This window comes from Pasteurella multocida (genome assembly GCF_900187275.1).
Lineage (GTDB): Bacteria > Pseudomonadota > Gammaproteobacteria > Enterobacterales > Pasteurellaceae > Pasteurella > Pasteurella multocida.
Window position 1 is genome coordinate 52253 of record NZ_LT906458.1, and the last position, 19832, is coordinate 72084.

Here is a 19832-nt window from a genome sequence, read left to right on the forward strand (position 1 = left end):
CTATCTCTCTATCATTCACTTAGGCTGTGTTTCTTTTAGCTCAGGATATTGGTCATTCATCTCCACCGCCCATTGCACTAAGTGCGGTGCGATGTCTTTCAAATTCACGCCGAGCTTTTCACCACGTAAGGCGTACCAGTCGATCAAGCAAACGGCAGAAATGGTGCCTAAATTCAGCTCATCGCCAAATTGTACTAAATAACGTTCTAACTCTTTGAAACTACGGATATTGCGTTCAGTTAATTGCTGATGACGTGCAGTCCACCATTCGTTTTCAGGGCGGAGCAAACGCTCGGAAATAATCGGCAAGGTATTTTCCATAATGCCGTCAGTTAGCGCGTGCAGTTGCAATACCTTCCAGCGTTGGCTGTTACGAGGCAATAAATGACTCTCTGACTGAGTTTGTGCACCAAGATGATCAAGGTATTCACAAATTACATGACTGTTATACAGCCATTCACCGTTATCCAGTTGTAACGCAGGCACTCTTCCAAGCGGATTATCTTGATTGTGCGGTGAATTAGGATCAAAAGAAGATTGAATGGTGTGTAATTCAATTTGATTCTCAAGCTGATGATATTTAATCACCGCCATCACTTTGCGTACATAAGGACTGGTGTTGGAATGCCAGAGTTTCATTTTTTGCTCCTTACTTGTTAGCCGAAAATGTCTTTTAACTGGTTAATATCAAGAACCACTTGCTCGTCTGCTAATAACAACGCAGGAATGCCGATATAGCCATTCTCTTTCGCTTGCTCAAAAGCGAGATGCTGATCACGCAGTGTTAAAAAACGTTTGAAATTTGCCATAGACGACATGATTTCAACGCTTTCATAGTCCACTTCTAAGCGCGCTAATTCTGCCACAAATGGCGCCGTATCAGGGCAGAGGTTGGCGAAGAATAAAACCGGTTTGCTCATCGTAAAAATACCTGAAAAATGAACCGCACTTTATTTACACCCCGGGAACCCCAATGCTTCACGGCTTGCATAGTAAGCTTCCGCCACGCCTTTGGTTAACGCACGAATGCGTAAGATATAACGTTGGCGTTCGGTCACGGAAATCGCTTTGCGTGCATCGAGCAAGTTAAAGCTATGTGCTGCTTTTAAAATGCGTTCGTAAGCCGGTAATGGCAACGGTTTTTCTAAGGCTAACAATTCGCTGGCTTCTTTTTCGTATTGATCGAAACAGTAGAATAAAAAGTCAGTATTGGCGTATTCAAAGTTGTAGGTCGATTGTTCTACTTCGTTTTGGTGGAACACATCGCCATAAGTAGTTTTGCCTAATGGACCATCAGACCAAACGAGGTCGTACACGCTGTCCACACCTTGAATGTACATGGCTAAACGCTCTAAACCGTAAGTAATTTCGCCAGTCACCGGTTTACATTCTAAACCGCCCACTTGTTGGAAATAAGTAAATTGGGTCACTTCCATGCCGTTTAACCACACTTCCCAACCCAAGCCCCATGCACCTAACGTTGGGTTTTCCCAGTTATCTTCCACGAAACGAATATCGTTTTGGGTTGGATCAAAACCGAGCATTTTTAAGCTGTCTAAATACAATTCTTGAATATTATCTGGTGACGGTTTGATCACCACTTGGAATTGGTAGTAGTGCTGTAAACGGTTTGGGTTTTCGCCGTAGCGACCGTCTGTTGGTCGGCGTGATGGCTGAACATAGGCTGCTGCCATTGGCTCAGGACCTAAAGCTTTTAAGCAAGTCATTGGGTGCGATGTGCCGGCACCTACTTCCATATCAAAGGGTTGAACGATGACACAACCTTGGTTTGCCCAGTAATCTTGTAAGGCAAGGATCATGCCTTGGAAGGTTTTTACATTAAATTTTGTCATGATAATGTCTTTATAAAATAAGTTGAAAAAGAGAGAGAAAAATACGCCTTATTATAGGGGAAAGTCAAAGCGGGATAAAGAATAATCTCTGTTTGACTTGATTTTTCATTTTGCGAGAAAAACAGAAAAATAAAAATGCGGATTGGTTATGTGACGCGTGTTAAAGTGCGGTAGTTTTTTCGCAATTTTTTGTTTTTAAATGTGATCTGGCGTACTTACTTTTTTCCCTATTTTGGTTAGACTTGAACGTATTTTAAAGTTAAGTGTAGGGAGCCTGTGGAATGCTATATCAATGGTTATTGGTATTAAAAAAACCAAGTAATAAATTATGGGTTAGCGCTGCGAGCTGGGCATTGCTCACCGTCATTTTTGTGCTTTCGCTCCGTTTAGGGGCAAGAACGTTAGAGGTGGCAAGTTTACCGGATATTAAGCAAGAGACATTAGAAAGTTTATTAAATGTGATTGCTTCCAGTATGTTAGCGGTGACGACGTTTTCGTTGTCGATTATGGTAGCGGCGTTTGCCTCTGCCTCGAATGGGGCAACCCCACGAGCCACGGATTTGGTGATGGGGGACAGTACCACACGCACTGCGATTACCAGTTTTATTTGCGCTTTTATTTACGCCATTATTGCCAAAACGGCGTTAGGTATGGCGTTTTACGCACAAAATGGACGTTTTATTTTATTTATTAGTACGGTAGCCGTTCTGTTGTATTTAATTATTACTCTAATCCGTTGGGTTTATACCTTATCCCAACTCGGACGTTTGGGGAATACGTTAGAAAAAATTGAACAAGTGACAGGCAACGCGTTGCGGCAATACCGTCACTGTCCTCAGATGAACGCGGTATCAACACGACAGCTCAGTTCAGTGGCAAAAAAAATTGAGGCAAGAAAAAGTGGCTATTTAACCCATATTGATATGCAAGGGCTACAAAAAAAGGCACAAGCACTTGAGGGGTATATTCATATTTATGTTCGACCTGGCGAACTGATTTCACCGGATACAGTGATTTGTGCGTTAGAAACTGAACAGGACGTTGAAGAAGAAATATTGCGCCAGTATTTTGTGTTAGCAAAAGGACGGACGTATGAGCAAGATCCTAACTGGGGCTTTATTGTCTTAAGTGAAGCTGCGCAACGCGCTCTTTCCCCCGCGGTGAATGATCCGGGAACGGCGATTAATATTATGGCAATCATGATGAATTTGTTTGTACAAGAGCCTGAACCTCAATCAGAAGCAGATGTAGTGGAATATGATCGGTTATCTATCGCTCAATTAGATTGTGCAGAATGGATACGTGATGCCTTTGCTCCTATTTCCCGTGATGGCGCGGGGATTTTAGAGGTCAACGTGGTGATGCAAAAAGTGCTCGCCAGTATTTGGCGTAATGTACCAGAAAAAGCCGTTTCAAATGCCGCCTTACTTATGGCAGAGCAAGCATTGGCAAGGGCAGAGCAAGCGTTAGTGTTGCAGGCAGAGAGAGAACAATTACGCGAAAAACATAACCAATTATTCCATTCGGTGCGTTAAGTTTGCCCGATGCAATAGGCAGAGCTAAGAATTTATCACCGATTGATAAAACATCCGCTATAATGGACGAACTTTTTAGAACAAGAGAACTCAAATTTAAGGAATTTATCATGCAAAATCCAAAAGATGACGTACTTTATGCGCCGATTGAATGGCAAGACCACAGTGAAGGGTATACCGATATTCTTTATCATAAATCGCTCGATGGGATTGCGAAAATTACCATTAATCGCCCTGAAGTACGTAACGCATTTCGTCCCCAAACCGTGAAAGAAATGATTCAAGCCTTTGCCGATGCGCGTTTTGATGAACAAATTGGTGTGATTGTATTAACGGGACAAGGTGAAAAAGCGTTTTGTTCTGGTGGCGATCAAAAAGTGCGTGGCGATTATGGCGGTTATCAAGATGAGAGCGGTGTACATCATTTAAATGTATTGGATTTTCAACGTGATATTCGTACTTGTCCAAAACCAGTGGTCGCCATGGTGGCGGGTTATGCGATTGGTGGTGGGCATGTATTACATATGATTTGTGATTTAACCATTGCTGCAGACAATGCGATTTTTGGTCAAACAGGACCTAAAGTGGGTTCCTTTGACGGTGGTTGGGGCGCAAGTTATATGGCGCGTATCGTTGGTCAGAAAAAAGCGCGTGAAATTTGGTTCTTATGTCGTCAATATGACGCCAAAGAAGCCTTGGAAATGGGGTTAGTGAATACAGTCGTGCCTTACGCGGAGTTAGAAAAAGAAACCGTGCGTTGGTGCCGTGAAATGTTGCGTAATAGTCCAATTGCATTACGTTGTTTAAAAGCTGCATTAAATGCAGACTGTGATGGACAAGCGGGCTTACAAGAGTTAGCGGGCAATGCGACGATGTTATTCTATATGACAGAAGAAGGCCAAGAAGGGCGCAATGCGTTTAATGAAAAACGTGCGCCTGACTTCAGTAAATTTAAACGTAATCCCTGATCCAAGTATTGTTGTAAGTGGTGAGCTTGTTGCGAGTGAACTGCATTGTTTAACATGAAGTAAATACATAAGGAAGATGTCTATGTTTTCTTGGAAGAAAGTCCTCTTTAAAGGTGTGATAGCGGTATTATCGCTCTTTGTCTTCGCTGTCGCGGTATTTTTTGTCGGTATGGCGCTGTTAACGCTTGATCCGAAAGACCGTTGTTTAGATTATGGTGGACGTTATGACGATGCAACAAAAATATGTGAAAAATGACCATGATAAGAAAATTTAAGTTATATCAATACAGTATTCCCGTCGATAGCCAACTCATTTTACGCAATCGTTTCTTAAAAAAGCGTGAAGGGTTGCTCGTGCAAGTTTGCTGTGATGATGCACAAGGTTGGGGGGAGATTGCCCCCCTACCTGAGTTTAGCCAAGAAACTTTAGAGCAGGCGCGTGAACAAGCATTAGCATGGTTAGAGGAATGGTCTGCCAGTGATGCTTCAGCCGGAAAATTGCCTTTAGAGCATTTATTTCCTTCTGTGGCATTCGGTTTAAGCTGTGCGTTAGCGGAAATGAAGGGGTTACTACATGAAGAAGGCAATTATCAAGTGGCACCACTTTGTTATGGTGATCCTGATGAGTTATATGATCCCCTCAACCAAATGCAAGGTGAAAAAGTCGCCAAAATTAAAGTGGGGATGTATGAAGCTAATCGCGATGGGCTAATTGCGGATATGCTCCTTGAAGCCATTCCTGATTTACATTTACGCCTTGATGCGAACCGCAGTTGGACGCCGAGCAAAGCACAGATGTTTGCGAAATATGTCAAACCAGAACATCGTGCACGCATTCAATTTTTAGAAGAACCGTGTAAAACGCCAGCAGAAAGCCTGCAATTTGCGGAAGAAACTGGTATTGCGATAGCCTGGGATGAAACAGTACGTGACGCAGAATTTCAACAAAATCCACCGCACTTTTTTACGCCTCAAGTGAAAGCCATTGTGATCAAGCCAACGTTAGTGGGTTCTATACAACGCTGTGTTGAATTGATTAAGCAAGCACATGCGCATGGAATACAAGCGGTAATCAGTTCTTCCATTGAAAGTAGCCTAGGTTTAACGCAATTAGCACGTCTTGCGCAACAATATACCCCAAATACGGTGCCGGGACTGGATACGCTAGATTTGATGGATTACCAAGTGATACGCCCGTGGCCAAGCTCAACGTTACCACTGATTGACTTAGATTCAGAATATATTGTTCCCATTAAGCTGGACTGATAAGACCACAAAAAGGCTGTTATTTCAGAAAAAATAGTTATAATTCTCAACTTTTAATGAGGAAGGCATTATGTCGCAACCAAAACGAATTTTGCTATTAAATGGACCGAACTTAAATATGTTAGGTGTAAGAGAGCCTACCCATTATGGCAGCCTGTCTTTAAAAACCATTGAGCAAGATTTACAGTCATTGGCACAACAATATGCTGTTGAATTGAGTTGTTTCCAAGCAAACAGTGAAGAAAAATTAATTGAGAAAATTCACCAAAGTTTTCAACAGATTGATTTTATTATTATCAATCCTGCGGCATTTACTCACACCAGTGTGGCACTACGCGATGCGCTTTTGGCTGTGGCGATTCCGTTTGTGGAAGTGCATTTATCGAATGTGCATAAACGTGAACCTTTCCGTCATCACTCTTATTTTAGTGATGTGGCTGAAGGTGTGATTTGCGGTTTAGGCGCAAAAGGGTATGAATTTGCGCTACAGTTTGCGGTCAGTTTCCTGAAAAAATAGGCATAAATTAAAGAAATTGACAGAATTTTATCGCAAAGTTGTCGATTTTCAGGTAATCTCTCGCACGAGATGTAGAATTAACCAGTTGGCACTTTAACTATCGTGGTTTGATAGCGAAAGGGTCGTTAAGAAATAATATGTTAGGACATAGATTATGGACATTCGTAAAATTAAAAAGCTGATCGAATTAGTAGAAGAATCGGGCATTATGGAATTGGAAATTTCTGAAGGGGAAGAATCCGTTCGTATTAATCGTGGTTCAGCTGCACCAAGTGCGGTGCAATATAGCCTACCTGTACAAGCTGCTCCAGCACCAGTTGCAGCCCCTACTGCACCAGCCGTATCGGCGCCAGCTGCGCCAGTCAATGCAGAAGAAGTGTCTGGTCACTTTATTCGTTCACCAATGGTAGGGACCTTTTATCGTAGTCCAAGTCCAGAAGCCAAACCATTTGTTGAAATTGGGCAGGCAGTAAAAGTGGGTGATGCACTTTGTATCGTTGAAGCGATGAAAATGATGAACCGTATTGAAGCAGATAAAGCCGGCGTGGTGAAGGCAATCTTAGTCAATGACGGTGAAGCCGTTGAGTTTGATCAAAAACTTATCATCATTGAATAATCAACTAAATTTGTAATAAGCGATGTGATATCGCTTATTTTTCATATCAATCTATTGCTAGATAGTGAGCTCACTATTTACTTACAAAGTGGAATTTTCTTATGTTAGAGAAAGTGGTTATTGCCAATCGTGGTGAAATTGCGCTACGTATTTTGCGTGCTTGCAAAGAATTAGGCATAAAAACTGTTGCGGTGCATTCCACAGCAGACCGTGAATTGAAACATGTTTTACTTGCAGATGAAACTGTTTGTATTGGTCCTGCGCCTTCAACGAAAAGTTATCTTAATATTCCGGCTATCATTGCAGCGGCTGAAGTAACAGGTGCGGATGCTATCCACCCTGGTTATGGTTTTTTATCTGAAAATGCAGATTTTGCGGAGCAAGTTGAACGTTCTGGATTTATTTTTATTGGTCCCACTGCAGACGTGATCCGTTTAATGGGTGACAAAGTTTCTGCGATTGAAGCAATGAAGAAATCAGGTGTACCTTGTGTACCGGGCTCTGATGGTCCTGTGGGTAGCGATATGGCAAAAAATAAAGAAATCGCCAAACGTATTGGTTACCCTGTGATTATTAAAGCTTCAGGCGGCGGTGGTGGTCGTGGTATGCGTGTAGTGCGTGATGAGGCCTCTTTAGAAGAATCTATCGCGATGACCAAAGCAGAAGCAAAAGCGGCTTTTAATAACGATATGGTGTATATGGAAAAATACCTAGAAAATCCACGTCATATTGAAATTCAAGTCTTAGCCGATACCCATGGTAATGCCATTTATTTAGCGGAGCGTGATTGCTCAATGCAACGTCGCCATCAAAAAGTGGTAGAAGAAGCCCCAGCACCGGGTATTTCCGATGAAGTTCGTCGTGATATTGGTGAACGTTGTGCCAAAGCATGCGTAGAAATTGGTTATCGTGGGGCAGGTACGTTTGAGTTCTTGTATGAAAATGGGGAGTTCTATTTCATTGAGATGAATACCCGTATTCAAGTAGAACATCCAGTCACAGAAATGATCACGGGTGTGGACTTGGTGAAAGAACAATTGCGTATCGCAGCCGGATTGCCGATCTCCATTAAGCAAGAAGATGTGAAAGTGCGTGGTCATGCGATTGAATGCCGTATTAATGCAGAAGATCCTAAATCCTTCTTGCCTTCACCGGGTAAGGTGGATCATTTACACTCTCCGGGTGGATTAGGTGTGCGTTGGGATTCACATGTTTATGCGGGTTATACCGTCCCACCACATTATGATTCAATGATTGCAAAATTGATTACTTATGGTGATACTCGTGAAGTCGCGATTCGTCGTATGCAAAATGCACTGGGTGAAACGATTTTAACCGGTATTAAAACCAATATTCCTCTGCACGAATTGATTCTGGCAGATGAAAATTTTCAACAGGGTGGCACGAATATCCATTACCTAGAGAAAAAACTTGGCATGCGTGACTAATTAAAATCTGTCACTTAACGAAGGAACGAGAAAAGTGGATTTATCCACTTTTCTTATATCAGTTTTACAAGGAATTTATAAAATGAATCTTAATTCCCGCTATAAGCAAGCAACAAAAGAAGCGCTATGGGCGTTTGGGTTAACCATTTTATATATGGTTGGTTGGTGTGTTTTTGCCTATGGATTACCAAATACAAAAGGATTTTTTGACTTCCCACTCTGGTTTGAATTTTCCTGCTTTTATTTGCCAATCCTCTTCACAGCTATCATTTATATTTGTATTAAATTTGTCTTTTGTGATATCGATTTAGAGGACAATGAAAATGAACTATAGCATTCTTATTCCTTTATTCCTGTATTTATGCTTTGTGTTTGCAGTGGCTTATTATGCCTATGCTAAACGACAAAAGGGGAGCTTTTTAAGTGAATATTATGTTGGAAATCGCTCTATGTCTGGTTTTGTATTGGCGATGACGACGGCTGCAACTTATGTAGGGGCGAGTTCATTTATTGGTGGACCGGGTGCCGCGTATAAATTTGGTTTAGGCTGGGTTTTATTGGCGATGATTCAAGTCCCCGTGGTGCTTTTTACCCTTGGTGTATTGGGGAAAAAATTTGCCATGTGGGCAAGAGAACATAAAAGTTTAACCATTAATGACATTTTATTTTCTCGCTATAAAAGCCCAACCATTGTGTTGTTAGCCAGTTTATCCTTGTTATTTTCCTTCTTTATTATGATGGCAGTACAATTCATTGGTGTTGGACGTTTATTAGAAACCACATTGAATATTGACTACCGTCTTTCTGTACTAATTTTTGCCACAACTGTGGGAATCTATACTTTCATTGGTGGCTTTAGAGCGGTAGTATTAACGGACACGATTCAAGGTCTCATCATGATGATCGGTACGTTCCTACTGTTATTTGGTGTGATTTATGCTGGTGGCGGAGTCAGTCAAATCATAGATACATTAGAAACGATTGATCCACGTTTGATTACGCCTTATGGCATTGAAGCAAGACCGCTTGATTTTACTTTTATGGCGTCTTTCTGGGTGTTGGTGTGTTTTGGATTGTTAGGGCTTCCACATACGGTTATCCGCGCGATGTCATATAAAAACAGTAAAGCATTACATAGTGGAATTGTGATTGGTACTGTGGTGATTGCCTTATTAATGTTAGGGATGCATTTAGCTGGCGCACTAGGACGAGCGGTGGTACCAGAATTATCAGTTACGGATAAAATTATTCCAACTTTGATGATTCAAGTGCTTCCGCCTGTGGTTGCTGGGATTTTCTTAGCGGCGCCGATGGCAGCCATTATGTCATCTATTGACTCGATGCTTATTCAAGCGTCTTCGACGTTAATTAAAGATTTATATCTACGTTTTAAACCTGAGCAAATTCGTAATGAGCGACGGGTCAAAATTTTATCGACAGTCGCTACATTATTCATGACGGTTTTAGTCACTGTCGCGACATTAAATCCGCCTGATATGCTGATTTGGTTAAACTTATTTGCCTTAGGGGGATTAGAAACAACGTTCTTATGGGTGATGTTGCTAGGCTTATATTGGCAGAAAGCGAATGCATATGGTGCGGTATGTTCCATGATAGTTGGTTTTGGCTCTTATGTGACCTTAACTGCGGCTTCAATTAAATTATTGGATTTCCATGCGATTGTGCCTGCTTTATTATTTGGTTTGATCGCTTTCCTAATTGGTAACCAATACGGTGAGCGTAAGATTCAGCACTAAGTGACATTACCATGACATGATTTGAGGGCAGACCTGAGTGTCTGCCCTTATTATTTTGCGTAAAAACCTGCAACAATGTGTCGTGACACGATACAATACACGACAGGTTATGATTTTATTAACAGATTGAGGACAATTGATTATGGCTTGGATCCAAATTCGTATTAATAGTACTAATACACAAGCAGAACAGATGAGCGATTACTTAGCCGAAATTGGTGCGGTGTCGGTGACATTTATGGACAGCCAAGATACTCCTATTTTTGAACCGCTTCCAGGGGAAACTCGTTTGTGGGGGAATACGGATGTGGTGGCGTTATTTGATGCAGAAACAGACATGCAACAGATTGTGGATTTACTCAAAGAAGCGCAATATCTCGTTGAAAGTTCTGTATATAAAATTGAACAAATTGAAGATAAAGATTGGGAGAGAGAATGGATGGATAACTTTCATCCTATGCGATTTGGTAAACGTTTATGGATTTGTCCAAGTTGGCGTGAGGTACCAGATGAAAACGCTACCAATGTAATGCTCGATCCTGGTTTGGCGTTTGGTACAGGTACTCATCCAACGACCGCATTGTGTTTAGAATGGTTAGATAGCCTTGATTTACAAGATAAAACTGTGATTGATTTTGGTTGCGGTTCGGGCATTTTAGCGATTGCCGCCCTAAAACTGGGCGCGAAAAGTGCGGTGGGCATTGATATTGATCCACAAGCGATTTTAGCCAGCCGTAATAATGCGGAGCAAAATGGCGTAGCCGACAGACTGCAATTATTCTTATCTGAAGATAAGCCGGCTGATCTAAAAGCAGATGTGGTGGTAGCCAATATTCTTGCAGGACCATTAAAAGAACTTTATCCAGTGATTCGCCAATTAGTGAAACCAAATGGTGTTCTAGGGCTATCAGGCATTTTAGCAACTCAAGCATCGTCCGTTTGTGATGCCTACGCGCAATCTTTTGTCCTTGAACCCGTAGAAGAACGCGAAGAATGGTGCCGTATTACGGGAAAATTGCAATAGAGGAACCGTGTCATTTAGCGGAAATATAAAAGCGAGAAAAATTATTTTGCTTATTTTATGAGCAAATGGAGTGGATTGAGCAATAAATAAACGATTGTTAAGTAATTTTTGAGCAGGAAACCGTTTGCTTTCTTAATATAAATCAAAAAATGTTCAAAAAGCACTTTGTGTATAAAAAATATGCTTTCCAAATGGCTTAAAAGTGCGTATTATAGCATCCCTTATCGGTCCGGGTATGTTTAACCGATAAAATAGGATTTGGATGTTAAAGGAGTAATGACAGTGCGGATAGGTTCTTATCAGCTTAAAAATCGCATTTTTCTTGCTCCTATGGCTGGCATCACTGACCAACCATTTCGGCGAATCTGCACTCATTATGGGGCAGGTTTAACTTTTTCTGAAATGATGTCAACGAATCCGCAAGTCTGGCATACCGAAAAATCGAAACTGCGCTTGGCTCATCATCAAGAAGCAGGAATTAATGCTGTGCAAATAGCTGGTTGTGATCCCGATGAGATGGCGAAAGCCGCTCAAATCAATGTAGAATATGGGGCAGAAATTATTGATATCAATATGGGCTGCCCAGCCAAAAAAGTGAATCGTAAAATGGCGGGCTCTGCGCTGTTACAATATCCTGATTTGGTCAAACAAATTCTTAATAAAGTTGTGAAATCTGTTACTGTACCAGTGACATTAAAGATAAGAACAGGCTGGGATAAAGACAACCGAAATTGTTTAGAAATCGCTAAAATTGCAGAGCAATGTGGTATTCAAGCACTGACCATCCATGGACGAACAAGGAGTTGTATGTTTGAGGGGGAGGCTGAATATGACAATATCAAGGCGGTCAAAGAGCAACTTTCTATTCCGATTATTGCCAATGGCGATATTACTTCCGCTGAAAAAGCAAAGTATGTTCTTGATTATACCAACGCAGATGCAATAATGATCGGACGTGGTTCATTAGGCAATCCGTGGCTTTTCCGAGTTATGGAAAGCTTAATTGAAAAAGACTCGATTGTTTTAGAGCCAAGTTTAAACGAGAAATGTAATGTGATTTTACAGCATATCCAAGAACTACATCAATTTTATGGTGCGGAGAAAGGATGTCGTATTGCACGTAAACACGTTGCTTGGTATTTACAGGGAATCCAACCTAATCCCGTTTTTAGACAGGCTTTTAATGCAATTACTGATCCCAAAGAACAATTAATTGCTTTAGAAGGTTTTTTTAATTTGATTCTGATGGATAAAGAAAAAAATGTTAGAACAACAACGTAATCCTGCTGATGCACTAACTGTATCAGTGTTAAATTCACAATCTCAAGTCACAAATAAACCATTGCGTGATTCTGTGAAACAAGCATTGAGAAATTATTTGTCGCAGTTAGATGGCCAAGATGTCAATGAGCTTTATGAATTAGTATTAGCAGAAGTTGAGCATCCTATGTTAGATATGGTTATGCAATATACACGTGGAAATCAAACTCGTGCAGCGACAATGTTAGGGATTAACCGTGGCACTTTACGTAAGAAATTAAAAAAGTACGGTATGGGTGGACCATTGTAGTATTTAAACTAGTTTTGGTTATAGAAGGGCGGACTTAGGTTCGCCTTTTTAATTTTCATTTCCTTTCTTTTTCAAAACAATGATTTTTACGCCTCAGATTGCAAAAAAATCAAAGTGTAAATATCAACGCAAACGTTTTCGTTTTTTCTGATTTCCCTTTATAATAGCCCCGTTTTTCGTTTTAATTATTTAACTAAACAGGGCTAATCCTATGTTACAAATTTTTCGTGGTTCTCCCGCACTTTCTGAATTTCGTTTAAATCAACTTGCTGTGCGTTTTCAAAAAGCCAATCTTCCCGTGAGCGCGTGTTATGCGGAATATATTCATTTTGCTGACTTATCTGAACCCTTAACAGAAGATGAAAGCGCAAAATTAGACCAACTATTACACTATGGTCCCACTCTTGCGGAGCATGATCCTGTTGGTCACTGTTTTATCGTGATTCCGCGTATTGGCACTATTTCATCTTGGTCATCTAAAGCAACCGATATTGCGCACAACTGTGGCTTAAACAAAGTGAATCGTTTAGAGCGTGGATTAGCATTTTATTTTGAATTTGACCGCATGTTATTGTCTGAAGAGCAACAACGCTTGGTTTCACACATTCATGACCGAATGTTAGAAGGCATCATTCATACCCCTGAAGAAGCCAAAGTGCTGTTCGACCAACAAGCACCAAAACCATTTACTACTGTTGATATTTTGAGCGGTGGGCGTCAAGCGTTAGAAAATGCAAACGTGGAATTAGGTCTGGCGCTCGCAGAAGATGAAATTGATTATTTAGTCGAAAATTTCACCGCACTAGGTCGCAACCCAAATGACATCGAACTGTATATGTTCGCACAGGCAAACTCTGAACACTGCCGTCATAAAATTTTTAATGCGGATTGGATCATTGATGGCGAAAAACAAGAAAAATCCTTGTTTAAAATGATTAAAAATACCTTTGAGAAAACCCCAGATCACGTACTTTCAGCCTATAAAGATAACGCGGCGGTGATGGAAGGTTCAAAAGTGGGACGATTCTTCCCGGATCAAGATGGGCAATATCGCTATCACAATGAAGATGCGCATATCTTAATGAAAGTGGAAACTCACAACCACCCAACTGCGATTTCGCCCTTCCCAGGCGCGGCAACCGGTTCTGGTGGTGAGATCCGTGATGAGGGCGCAACCGGTCGTGGTGCGAAACCAAAAGCCGGTTTAGTGGGCTTCTCGGTGTCTAACTTAGTGATTCCAGGTTTTGAACAACCTTGGGAAAATCCAGTGTCGAAACCTAATCGTATTGCTTCAGCACTCGATATTATGATCGAAGGACCTTTAGGCGGTGCAGCATTTAACAATGAATTTGGTCGCCCAGCGTTATTAGGTTATTTCCGTACTTATGAAGAAAAAGTCAATAGCTTTGCGGGTGAAGAAGTACGTGGTTACCATAAACCGATCATGTTAGCGGGTGGGATTGGCAATATCCGTGCAGAACATGTACAAAAAGGCGAAATTCCTGTCGGGGCAAAACTGATTGTATTAGGTGGACCTGCCATGAACATCGGTTTAGGCGGTGGAGCAGCTTCTTCTATGGCTTCGGGTAAATCAAAAGAAGATTTAGATTTTGCCTCGGTACAACGGGATAACCCAGAAATGGAACGTCGTTGCCAAGAAGTGATCGACCGTTGCTGGCAGTTAGGTGAGGACAACCCAATTCTCTTTATTCACGATGTGGGGGCAGGTGGTTTATCCAATGCGATGCCAGAACTCGTACATGATGGCGGTCGTGGCGGGAAATTTGAACTACGCAAGATCTTAAGTGATGAGCGTGGTATGAGCCCATTAGAAATTTGGTGTAACGAATCGCAAGAACGTTATGTGTTAGCAGTTGCGCCAGAAAAACTCGAATTATTTACCGCACTTTGTGAACGTGAACGTGCGCCCTTTGCGGTGATTGGTGAAGCCACCGAGCAAAAGCATTTAACCTTACACGATGATCATTTCGACAATAACCCAATCGATTTACCGATGAACGTGTTGTTGGGTAAAACGCCAAAAATGACCCGTGATGTGAAATCAAAAACGGTAGAAGGTAGCGCTTTAGATCACTCTCAAATTGACTTAAAAGAAGCGTTTCACCGTGTGTTACGCTTACCTGTGGTGGCAGAAAAAACCTTCTTAATTACCATTGGTGACCGTTCTGTGACCGGTATGGTGGCACGGGATCAAATGGTCGGTCCATGGCAAATTCCTGTGGCAGACTGTGCAGTCACTACAGCAAGTTTAGACAGCTATCACGGTGAAGCCATGTCAATGGGTGAACGTGCGCCTGTGGCATTATTAGATTTTGCCGCGTCTGCGCGTTTAGCGGTAGCAGAATCGATTACCAATATCGCAGCAACGAACATTGGTGATATTAAACGTATTAAATTATCAGCGAACTGGATGTCAGCAGCAGGTCACGAAGGCGAAGATGCAGGCTTATATCAAGCGGTGAAAGCCGTCGGTGAAGAGCTTTGTCCACAACTTGGCTTAACTATTCCTGTGGGCAAGGACTCCATGTCAATGAAAACCACGTGGCACGAAAACGGTGAACAAAAAACCGTGACGGCGCCATTATCTTTAGTGATTAGTGCTTTTGCACGTGTGGAAGATGTACGCAAAACAGTCACGCCACAATTACGCACCGACAAAGGACACAGTCGCTTATTATTAATTGACTTAGGCGAAGGCAAAAATCGCTTAGGTGCGACCGCACTTGCGCAAGTGTATAAACAACTTGGTGATAAACCTGCGGATGTGGTGAACGTTGAAAACTTGAAAAACTTCTTTAATGCCATGCAAGCCTTGGTAGCAGAGCAAAAACTCTTAGCTTACCACGACCGTTCAGACGGCGGTTTAATTGCCACCCTTGCCGAAATGGCGTTTGCGGGTAACTGTGGTTTATCGATCCATATCAGTGCATTAGGCGATAACGATCTTGCCGTGTTATTCAATGAAGAATTAGGCGCGGTGATTCAAGTGCGTGAGAGCGATTTAAGCTATGTACGTGATGTGTTATCACAACATGGTTTAATCCATTTAACCAAAGAGTTAGGGGAAGTGACCACAGAAGATCGTATCGAAATTTCTCGTGGTACCAAATTATTATTCAGCCAAAAACGTTCTGAATTGCGTGGTATTTGGGCGGAATTAACCCATCAAATGCAACGTTTACGTGATAACCCAGAATGTGCAGACCAAGAGTTTGAAGCGAAGAAAGATCCAGAAAACAAAGGCTTCTCCGCCCATTTAACCTACGACATTAACGAAGATATCGCCGCACCTTACATTGCGACAGGTAAAAAACCGCGCATTGCGATTTTACGTGAACAAGGAGTTAACAGCCATTACGAAATGGCAGCGGCCTTTGACCGTGCGGGCTTTGAAGCGATTGACGTACATATGAGCGATTTACACAACGCTCGCCACCACTTAAAAGACTTCAATGCGTTGGTAGCCTGTGGTGGTTTCTCTTATGGGGACGTGCTTGGCGCGGGTGGCGGTTGGGCGAAATCGATCTTATTTAACCCAATGTTGCGTGAACAGTTTAGCGAGTTCTTTGCTAATCCAAACACTCTTACTTTAGGGGTGTGTAACGGTTGCCAAATGGTTTCTAACCTTGCTGAAATTATCCCAGGTACAGAAGCTTGGCCACGTTTCGTGCGTAATAAATCAGAGCGTTTCGAAGCGCGTGCTGCATTAGTGCGTATTAATGAGACAAATTCACTTTGGTTCCAAAGCATGGCGGGTTCACATATGCCAATTGCGGTGTCGCATGGTGAAGGTCAGGTGGAGTTTAAACATCCTGAACAACTTGCTAACTTACAAGCACAAAACTTAGTTATCGCTCAATATATTGATAACAACCTCAAACCAACAGAGGTGTACCCTGCTAACCCGAACGGCTCAGTATTAGGTATTACCGCCATCGGTAATGCTGACGGACGTGTCGCCATCATGATGCCACACCCAGAACGTGTATTTCGCACGGTTTCTAACTCATGGCACCCAGAAGATTGGAGTGAAGATGGGGCTTGGATGAGATTGTTTAGAAATGCACGTGTTAGTTTGAAATAGTTGTGAATGGGTTTGCCAAGCTATAATAACTCTTGTTATTCGACTTAATAGCACTCGTGTTTTCATGAGTGCTTTTTTATATTGAATTAAGTGAAAATCTTCATGGTAGATGAGAGTTATCTTTGAAGATGCGTGGAGTTTAAAAATAATGATGTGTCTCACAGTTAAAATAATAAGGTCTTGTCATATATCAATATATAGATGAGAATTTATTTCTGATAGTTAAAGTACTTATCCTATCTTAATGGACTTTTAGAAGGAATCAGGGTACTTTCCTATAAAGATAGATGTGTTGCTATTATGATGCGCGTTTACTAACTCATGACCCTTGAGTATTAGGGGATGTTTTTTTACTTAGTTATTAATTTAACTTTTACTAAGAATAGTTTGGTTGATAAGATTAGTTAAATTATTACTACGCTAAAAAGTATATTTATGTATAGGCTTTTTTTATTTCATCACATAAAAAACAATAGTATTGTAGAGCGGATTTATATAATTCAAACACTGAATCCATATCTCTATTGTATTCGGCAAACTTAACTCCTTTATGAGTTATTTGATTTCTTTCATTTCCTAATGTGATGAAATCATTCTCACCTTTTTTGAGGTCATCCTCACGCTCTATTTTATTTCTAATTTCTTTTTTAAAATCTTCACCAAATAAACTATAAAAAGTATTGCAGTTTTTGTGGGTAGTTGATTGTTCCCATTTGAATAGGGTGTGATACTTTCTAGATAGTGCTTGTTTACTAAGAAAATTATGTAATATAGAATTATCTTTTTCTGAAAATACACTCGGTATAAATTTAGTCAAATGTCTTTCAAATGAGTTTGCTGATGAAATTAATAATATTCTTCTTGATATATCATTATATTCACTCAGAAGTGTGGTTAAATAGTAATTTTCATGTAATAGTTTGTTTAGCTCTTTAATATTCTCTTTATAATCATCATAAATTTTATTAATTGCGTTAAACTCTTCGCTATCTAGAATTTTGAGCATAAAATATTACCTCTTAATTTTTAAAGTTATATTTATTGTAAGCAATCTTCAGTCTTTTGATAACATTTGTCTTGGAACTTGTTTTTCCTGTGGAAGCATCTTTGAAATTTTGGTCTTCTTTTAATTCTTCAATAAATCTTCTATTTATTTGAATTAGATTAATATTCTTTTCGTCCCAAGCTTTTCTACAACAACCAAAAAACACGGATTCCAAAAATGTAATGCTGAGTTTAGGGTTTTCTGTGGAAAAACTTATTAGTGGACCAGTGATTTCAGAACATTTACATTCAATCATGAATTTATCCCAGATTTCTTTCAGTAAGGAAATTTCTTCATCTTTTAAGTTTTTAGCTGAGTTAGCTATATTATTTAGAAACCCTATCATTGAGTTTTGATATTCTATTTTTTCATTTTTATTCTTATCTAGAGCGCTATTATATCCTGCTAGTAGCATTCCAAATAGTCTTAAAATTAACTCTATATCTTTTAATCTCAAATCCTCTTGGGATTTTGATAGTAGATTTTCTCTCCAGATAGTATTCTTATTCATTTCAATTAATTCTTTTAAAAACTTTGAATGGTATAGTGACATTCTTATTTCTTGATTATTTAAATTAACCCCGCCACTATTTAATCTATTGAAAATTTCGAACATAGATTGTACGTTATCCTCACTATCAGTAGATGGTTTTATAATCATATTTCTGATTGTGGCCAAGTCTAATGTTGTTTTATCTTCAAATTCTAAAGTTTCATAATTTTTATCATGAAATCTATTTTTCTGAGGATTGTTTTTAGAGTCTAGTTTTAAAGAAAAATTGCTAAATAATTTATTGTTAGATAATAAACTCTTGCTTATAAATTCTCCCGTTTTGGCGCTTTCTCTTATTTTTAATCTAGCATCAGTTTTAGGAAATTTCCCTTTTACGAAAAAATATAAAGACATAAGTCTTTGTTGGCCATCTATAACAAAAAATTCATTTCTAGATTTTTCATATAAAAACATCTGTGGAATTGGTAGACCTATAAGAAGTGATTCAATTAACTTTGATGCTTTATTTATATCCCATACATAATTTCTCTGAAAATCAGGTATCTTAAATACACCAGCATCTAAAAATGATATAATCGTGGATATATTGAAGTCGTTTGGAGTTGTAGTTAATTTAAAAGTCTCAGATGGGTATAAACTAATTTCATCATCGCAATCATCACTTACTAGGTTTATTTCTTGAATATCTGTATTAGCCATAAATGTCTCTTAATTGTAGTTATTAAAATTAAATAGAATCTTATCACATTAAAGCAATTTGTTTATTGGTAAAGTCAAATAATGTGAGTTTGATCAAAATATTATCTCTTGTGATGCCTCCCTACTATGTTGTCCCTACGAATGCTTTTTCATATCTTACTCAGTTAAATCCCCTTCTCAGACAGTCTTGTTTTTAAAAAATCTATCACACTTTTATCATTAAAAAGAGTAGATATTTAGTGATAATTTACGCAATAAAAAAGTTTTGTTATTTATCGATATAGACAATAATTCACTGCTAACTTCAATGTACATTGAGATGTAATATAGTCAGTTTTGGTGAGATACAGTTTAGTTAAGATGGGAGGAGGCAGAGCTCCACAGTGTGAGCGTGTATGCTGGGGAGGAGCTCATCCATGGCATTCAGAAAATTAGTGTGAAGATTAAGCTTGGATATGCATTTATATAACTACAAGCGTTTATTAACTTTTGAAGTTATATGCTTATTTATGAATAAATTTCGTATTTATCACTTTGTGTTATTTTGGGACTTTATAGCCAAATACCCATTACACAAAATAATTTAACTAATACAAGCAATCATATTGAACTTGACACGATACATGTTGATGCACTTGCTAAGAACAGACAGGGTACTCCTTCTATGATGCTAGTTTTTTCACAATTATCTTTTCATCTCTAGTCTAGTTAATGTACTCGTCAAAAATGAGTCTTCTTCTCTGAATACTCTTCACAAACCACAACATTAGTCCCCTATATCAATAAAGTATTCCAGACATAACCGTTTTTTTAATCAATACTACCGTATAATAAACAAGCTATTTTCACTGTAATTAGGATTATTTTTATGAGAAAACGTCAGTACTTCAAATCGCTAGGCGTTGTTCTTTGGAG

Annotated in this window: 18 protein-coding genes; 13 read left to right on the forward strand and 5 right to left on the reverse strand. The window is 39.8% G+C overall.

All coding sequences use genetic code 11. The annotated features are described in order from the left end of the window. Positions 1 to 15 precede the first annotated feature (15 nt). From CKV69_RS00280 to glyQ, 3 genes are read right to left on the reverse strand one after another with little or no spacing between them, the layout of a single operon-like run. A complete protein-coding gene (locus CKV69_RS00280; protein WP_014325707.1) occupies positions 16 to 639 on the reverse strand; it encodes a glutathione S-transferase N-terminal domain-containing protein in 624 nt (207 codons plus the stop codon). Between the two features lie 17 nt (positions 640 to 656). After that, positions 657 to 920, reverse strand: coding sequence for a hypothetical protein (locus CKV69_RS00285; RefSeq protein ID WP_014325708.1), 264 nt, complete (start codon positions 918 to 920; stop codon positions 657 to 659). Positions 921 to 950: 30 nt separating this feature from the next. Then, positions 951 to 1853: a glycine--tRNA ligase subunit alpha gene (gene glyQ / locus CKV69_RS00290; protein ID WP_005723293.1), complete on the reverse strand. Its 903-nt coding sequence runs from the start codon at positions 1851 to 1853 to the stop codon at positions 951 to 953. 281 nt (positions 1854 to 2134) lie between these two features. Here glyQ and CKV69_RS00295 point away from each other — a divergent pair, with 281 nt between their 5' ends. The 13 genes from CKV69_RS00295 to purL all read left to right on the forward strand — a co-directional run bounded on the left by CKV69_RS00295 (position 2135) and on the right by purL (position 16659). Further along, positions 2135 to 3388 (forward strand): DUF2254 domain-containing protein, encoded by a 1254-nt coding sequence (locus CKV69_RS00295; protein ID WP_016504292.1) that lies wholly within the window; start codon positions 2135 to 2137, stop codon positions 3386 to 3388. Between the two features lie 110 nt (positions 3389 to 3498). Continuing rightward, positions 3499 to 4356: a 1,4-dihydroxy-2-naphthoyl-CoA synthase gene (gene menB, locus CKV69_RS00300; protein WP_005723289.1), complete on the forward strand. Its 858-nt coding sequence runs from the start codon at positions 3499 to 3501 to the stop codon at positions 4354 to 4356. An 82-nt stretch (positions 4357 to 4438) separates the two neighbouring features. Beyond that, positions 4439 to 4612 carry a hypothetical protein gene (locus CKV69_RS10690; RefSeq protein WP_005717449.1) on the forward strand — a complete coding sequence of 58 codons (174 nt, stop codon included), beginning with the start codon at positions 4439 to 4441 and terminating at the stop codon, positions 4610 to 4612. Then, a complete protein-coding gene (gene menC, locus CKV69_RS00305) occupies positions 4609 to 5622 on the forward strand; it encodes an o-succinylbenzoate synthase (RefSeq protein WP_005717448.1) in 1014 nt (337 codons plus the stop codon). Before CKV69_RS10690 ends, menC begins: the two co-directional genes overlap by 4 nt. Before the next feature lie 70 nt (positions 5623 to 5692). Further along, positions 5693 to 6139 (forward strand): type II 3-dehydroquinate dehydratase, encoded by a 447-nt coding sequence (gene aroQ, locus CKV69_RS00310; RefSeq protein WP_005717447.1) that lies wholly within the window; start codon positions 5693 to 5695, stop codon positions 6137 to 6139. Positions 6140 to 6293: 154 nt separating this feature from the next. Then, on the forward strand, positions 6294 to 6755 hold the full coding sequence (gene accB / locus CKV69_RS00315; RefSeq protein WP_005717446.1) for an acetyl-CoA carboxylase biotin carboxyl carrier protein: 462 nt from the start codon (positions 6294 to 6296) through the stop codon (positions 6753 to 6755). 101 nt (positions 6756 to 6856) lie between these two features. Beyond that, a complete protein-coding gene (accC, locus tag CKV69_RS00320; protein ID WP_005723284.1) occupies positions 6857 to 8203 on the forward strand; it encodes an acetyl-CoA carboxylase biotin carboxylase subunit in 1347 nt (448 codons plus the stop codon). An 82-nt stretch (positions 8204 to 8285) separates the two neighbouring features. Beyond that, positions 8286 to 8537: a YhdT family protein gene (locus CKV69_RS00325; protein WP_005723282.1), complete on the forward strand. Its 252-nt coding sequence runs from the start codon at positions 8286 to 8288 to the stop codon at positions 8535 to 8537. Further along, complete coding sequence (panF, locus tag CKV69_RS00330) at positions 8527 to 9960, forward strand: sodium/pantothenate symporter (protein WP_014325712.1); 1434 nt, start codon at positions 8527 to 8529, stop codon at positions 9958 to 9960. The genes CKV69_RS00325 and panF overlap by 11 nt, the downstream gene beginning before the upstream one ends. Before the next feature lie 142 nt (positions 9961 to 10102). After that, positions 10103 to 10984, forward strand: coding sequence for a 50S ribosomal protein L11 methyltransferase (prmA, locus tag CKV69_RS00335; protein WP_005717441.1), 882 nt, complete (start codon positions 10103 to 10105; stop codon positions 10982 to 10984). Between the two features lie 282 nt (positions 10985 to 11266). Beyond that, positions 11267 to 12265, forward strand: a complete 999-nt coding sequence (gene dusB, locus CKV69_RS00340; RefSeq protein ID WP_014667812.1) for a tRNA dihydrouridine synthase DusB — start codon at positions 11267 to 11269, stop codon at positions 12263 to 12265. Continuing rightward, entirely contained in the window at positions 12246 to 12554 is a 309-nt protein-coding gene (gene fis / locus CKV69_RS00345) for a DNA-binding transcriptional regulator Fis (protein ID WP_038641830.1), read from the forward strand. The genes dusB and fis overlap by 20 nt, the downstream gene beginning before the upstream one ends. 211 nt (positions 12555 to 12765) lie before the next feature. Further along, on the forward strand, positions 12766 to 16659 hold the full coding sequence (gene purL, locus CKV69_RS00350; RefSeq protein ID WP_014325715.1) for a phosphoribosylformylglycinamidine synthase: 3894 nt from the start codon (positions 12766 to 12768) through the stop codon (positions 16657 to 16659). Positions 16660 to 17092: 433 nt separating this feature from the next. On the opposite strand, the gene CKV69_RS00355 is transcribed toward purL, so the two are convergent. Next, positions 17093 to 17665 (reverse strand): hypothetical protein, encoded by a 573-nt coding sequence (locus CKV69_RS00355; protein ID WP_014325716.1) that lies wholly within the window; start codon positions 17663 to 17665, stop codon positions 17093 to 17095. Between the two features lie 13 nt (positions 17666 to 17678). Next, positions 17679 to 18917 carry a DUF262 domain-containing protein gene (locus CKV69_RS00360; protein ID WP_014325717.1) on the reverse strand — a complete coding sequence of 413 codons (1239 nt, stop codon included), beginning with the start codon at positions 18915 to 18917 and terminating at the stop codon, positions 17679 to 17681. Positions 18918 to 19832 lie beyond the last annotated feature (915 nt).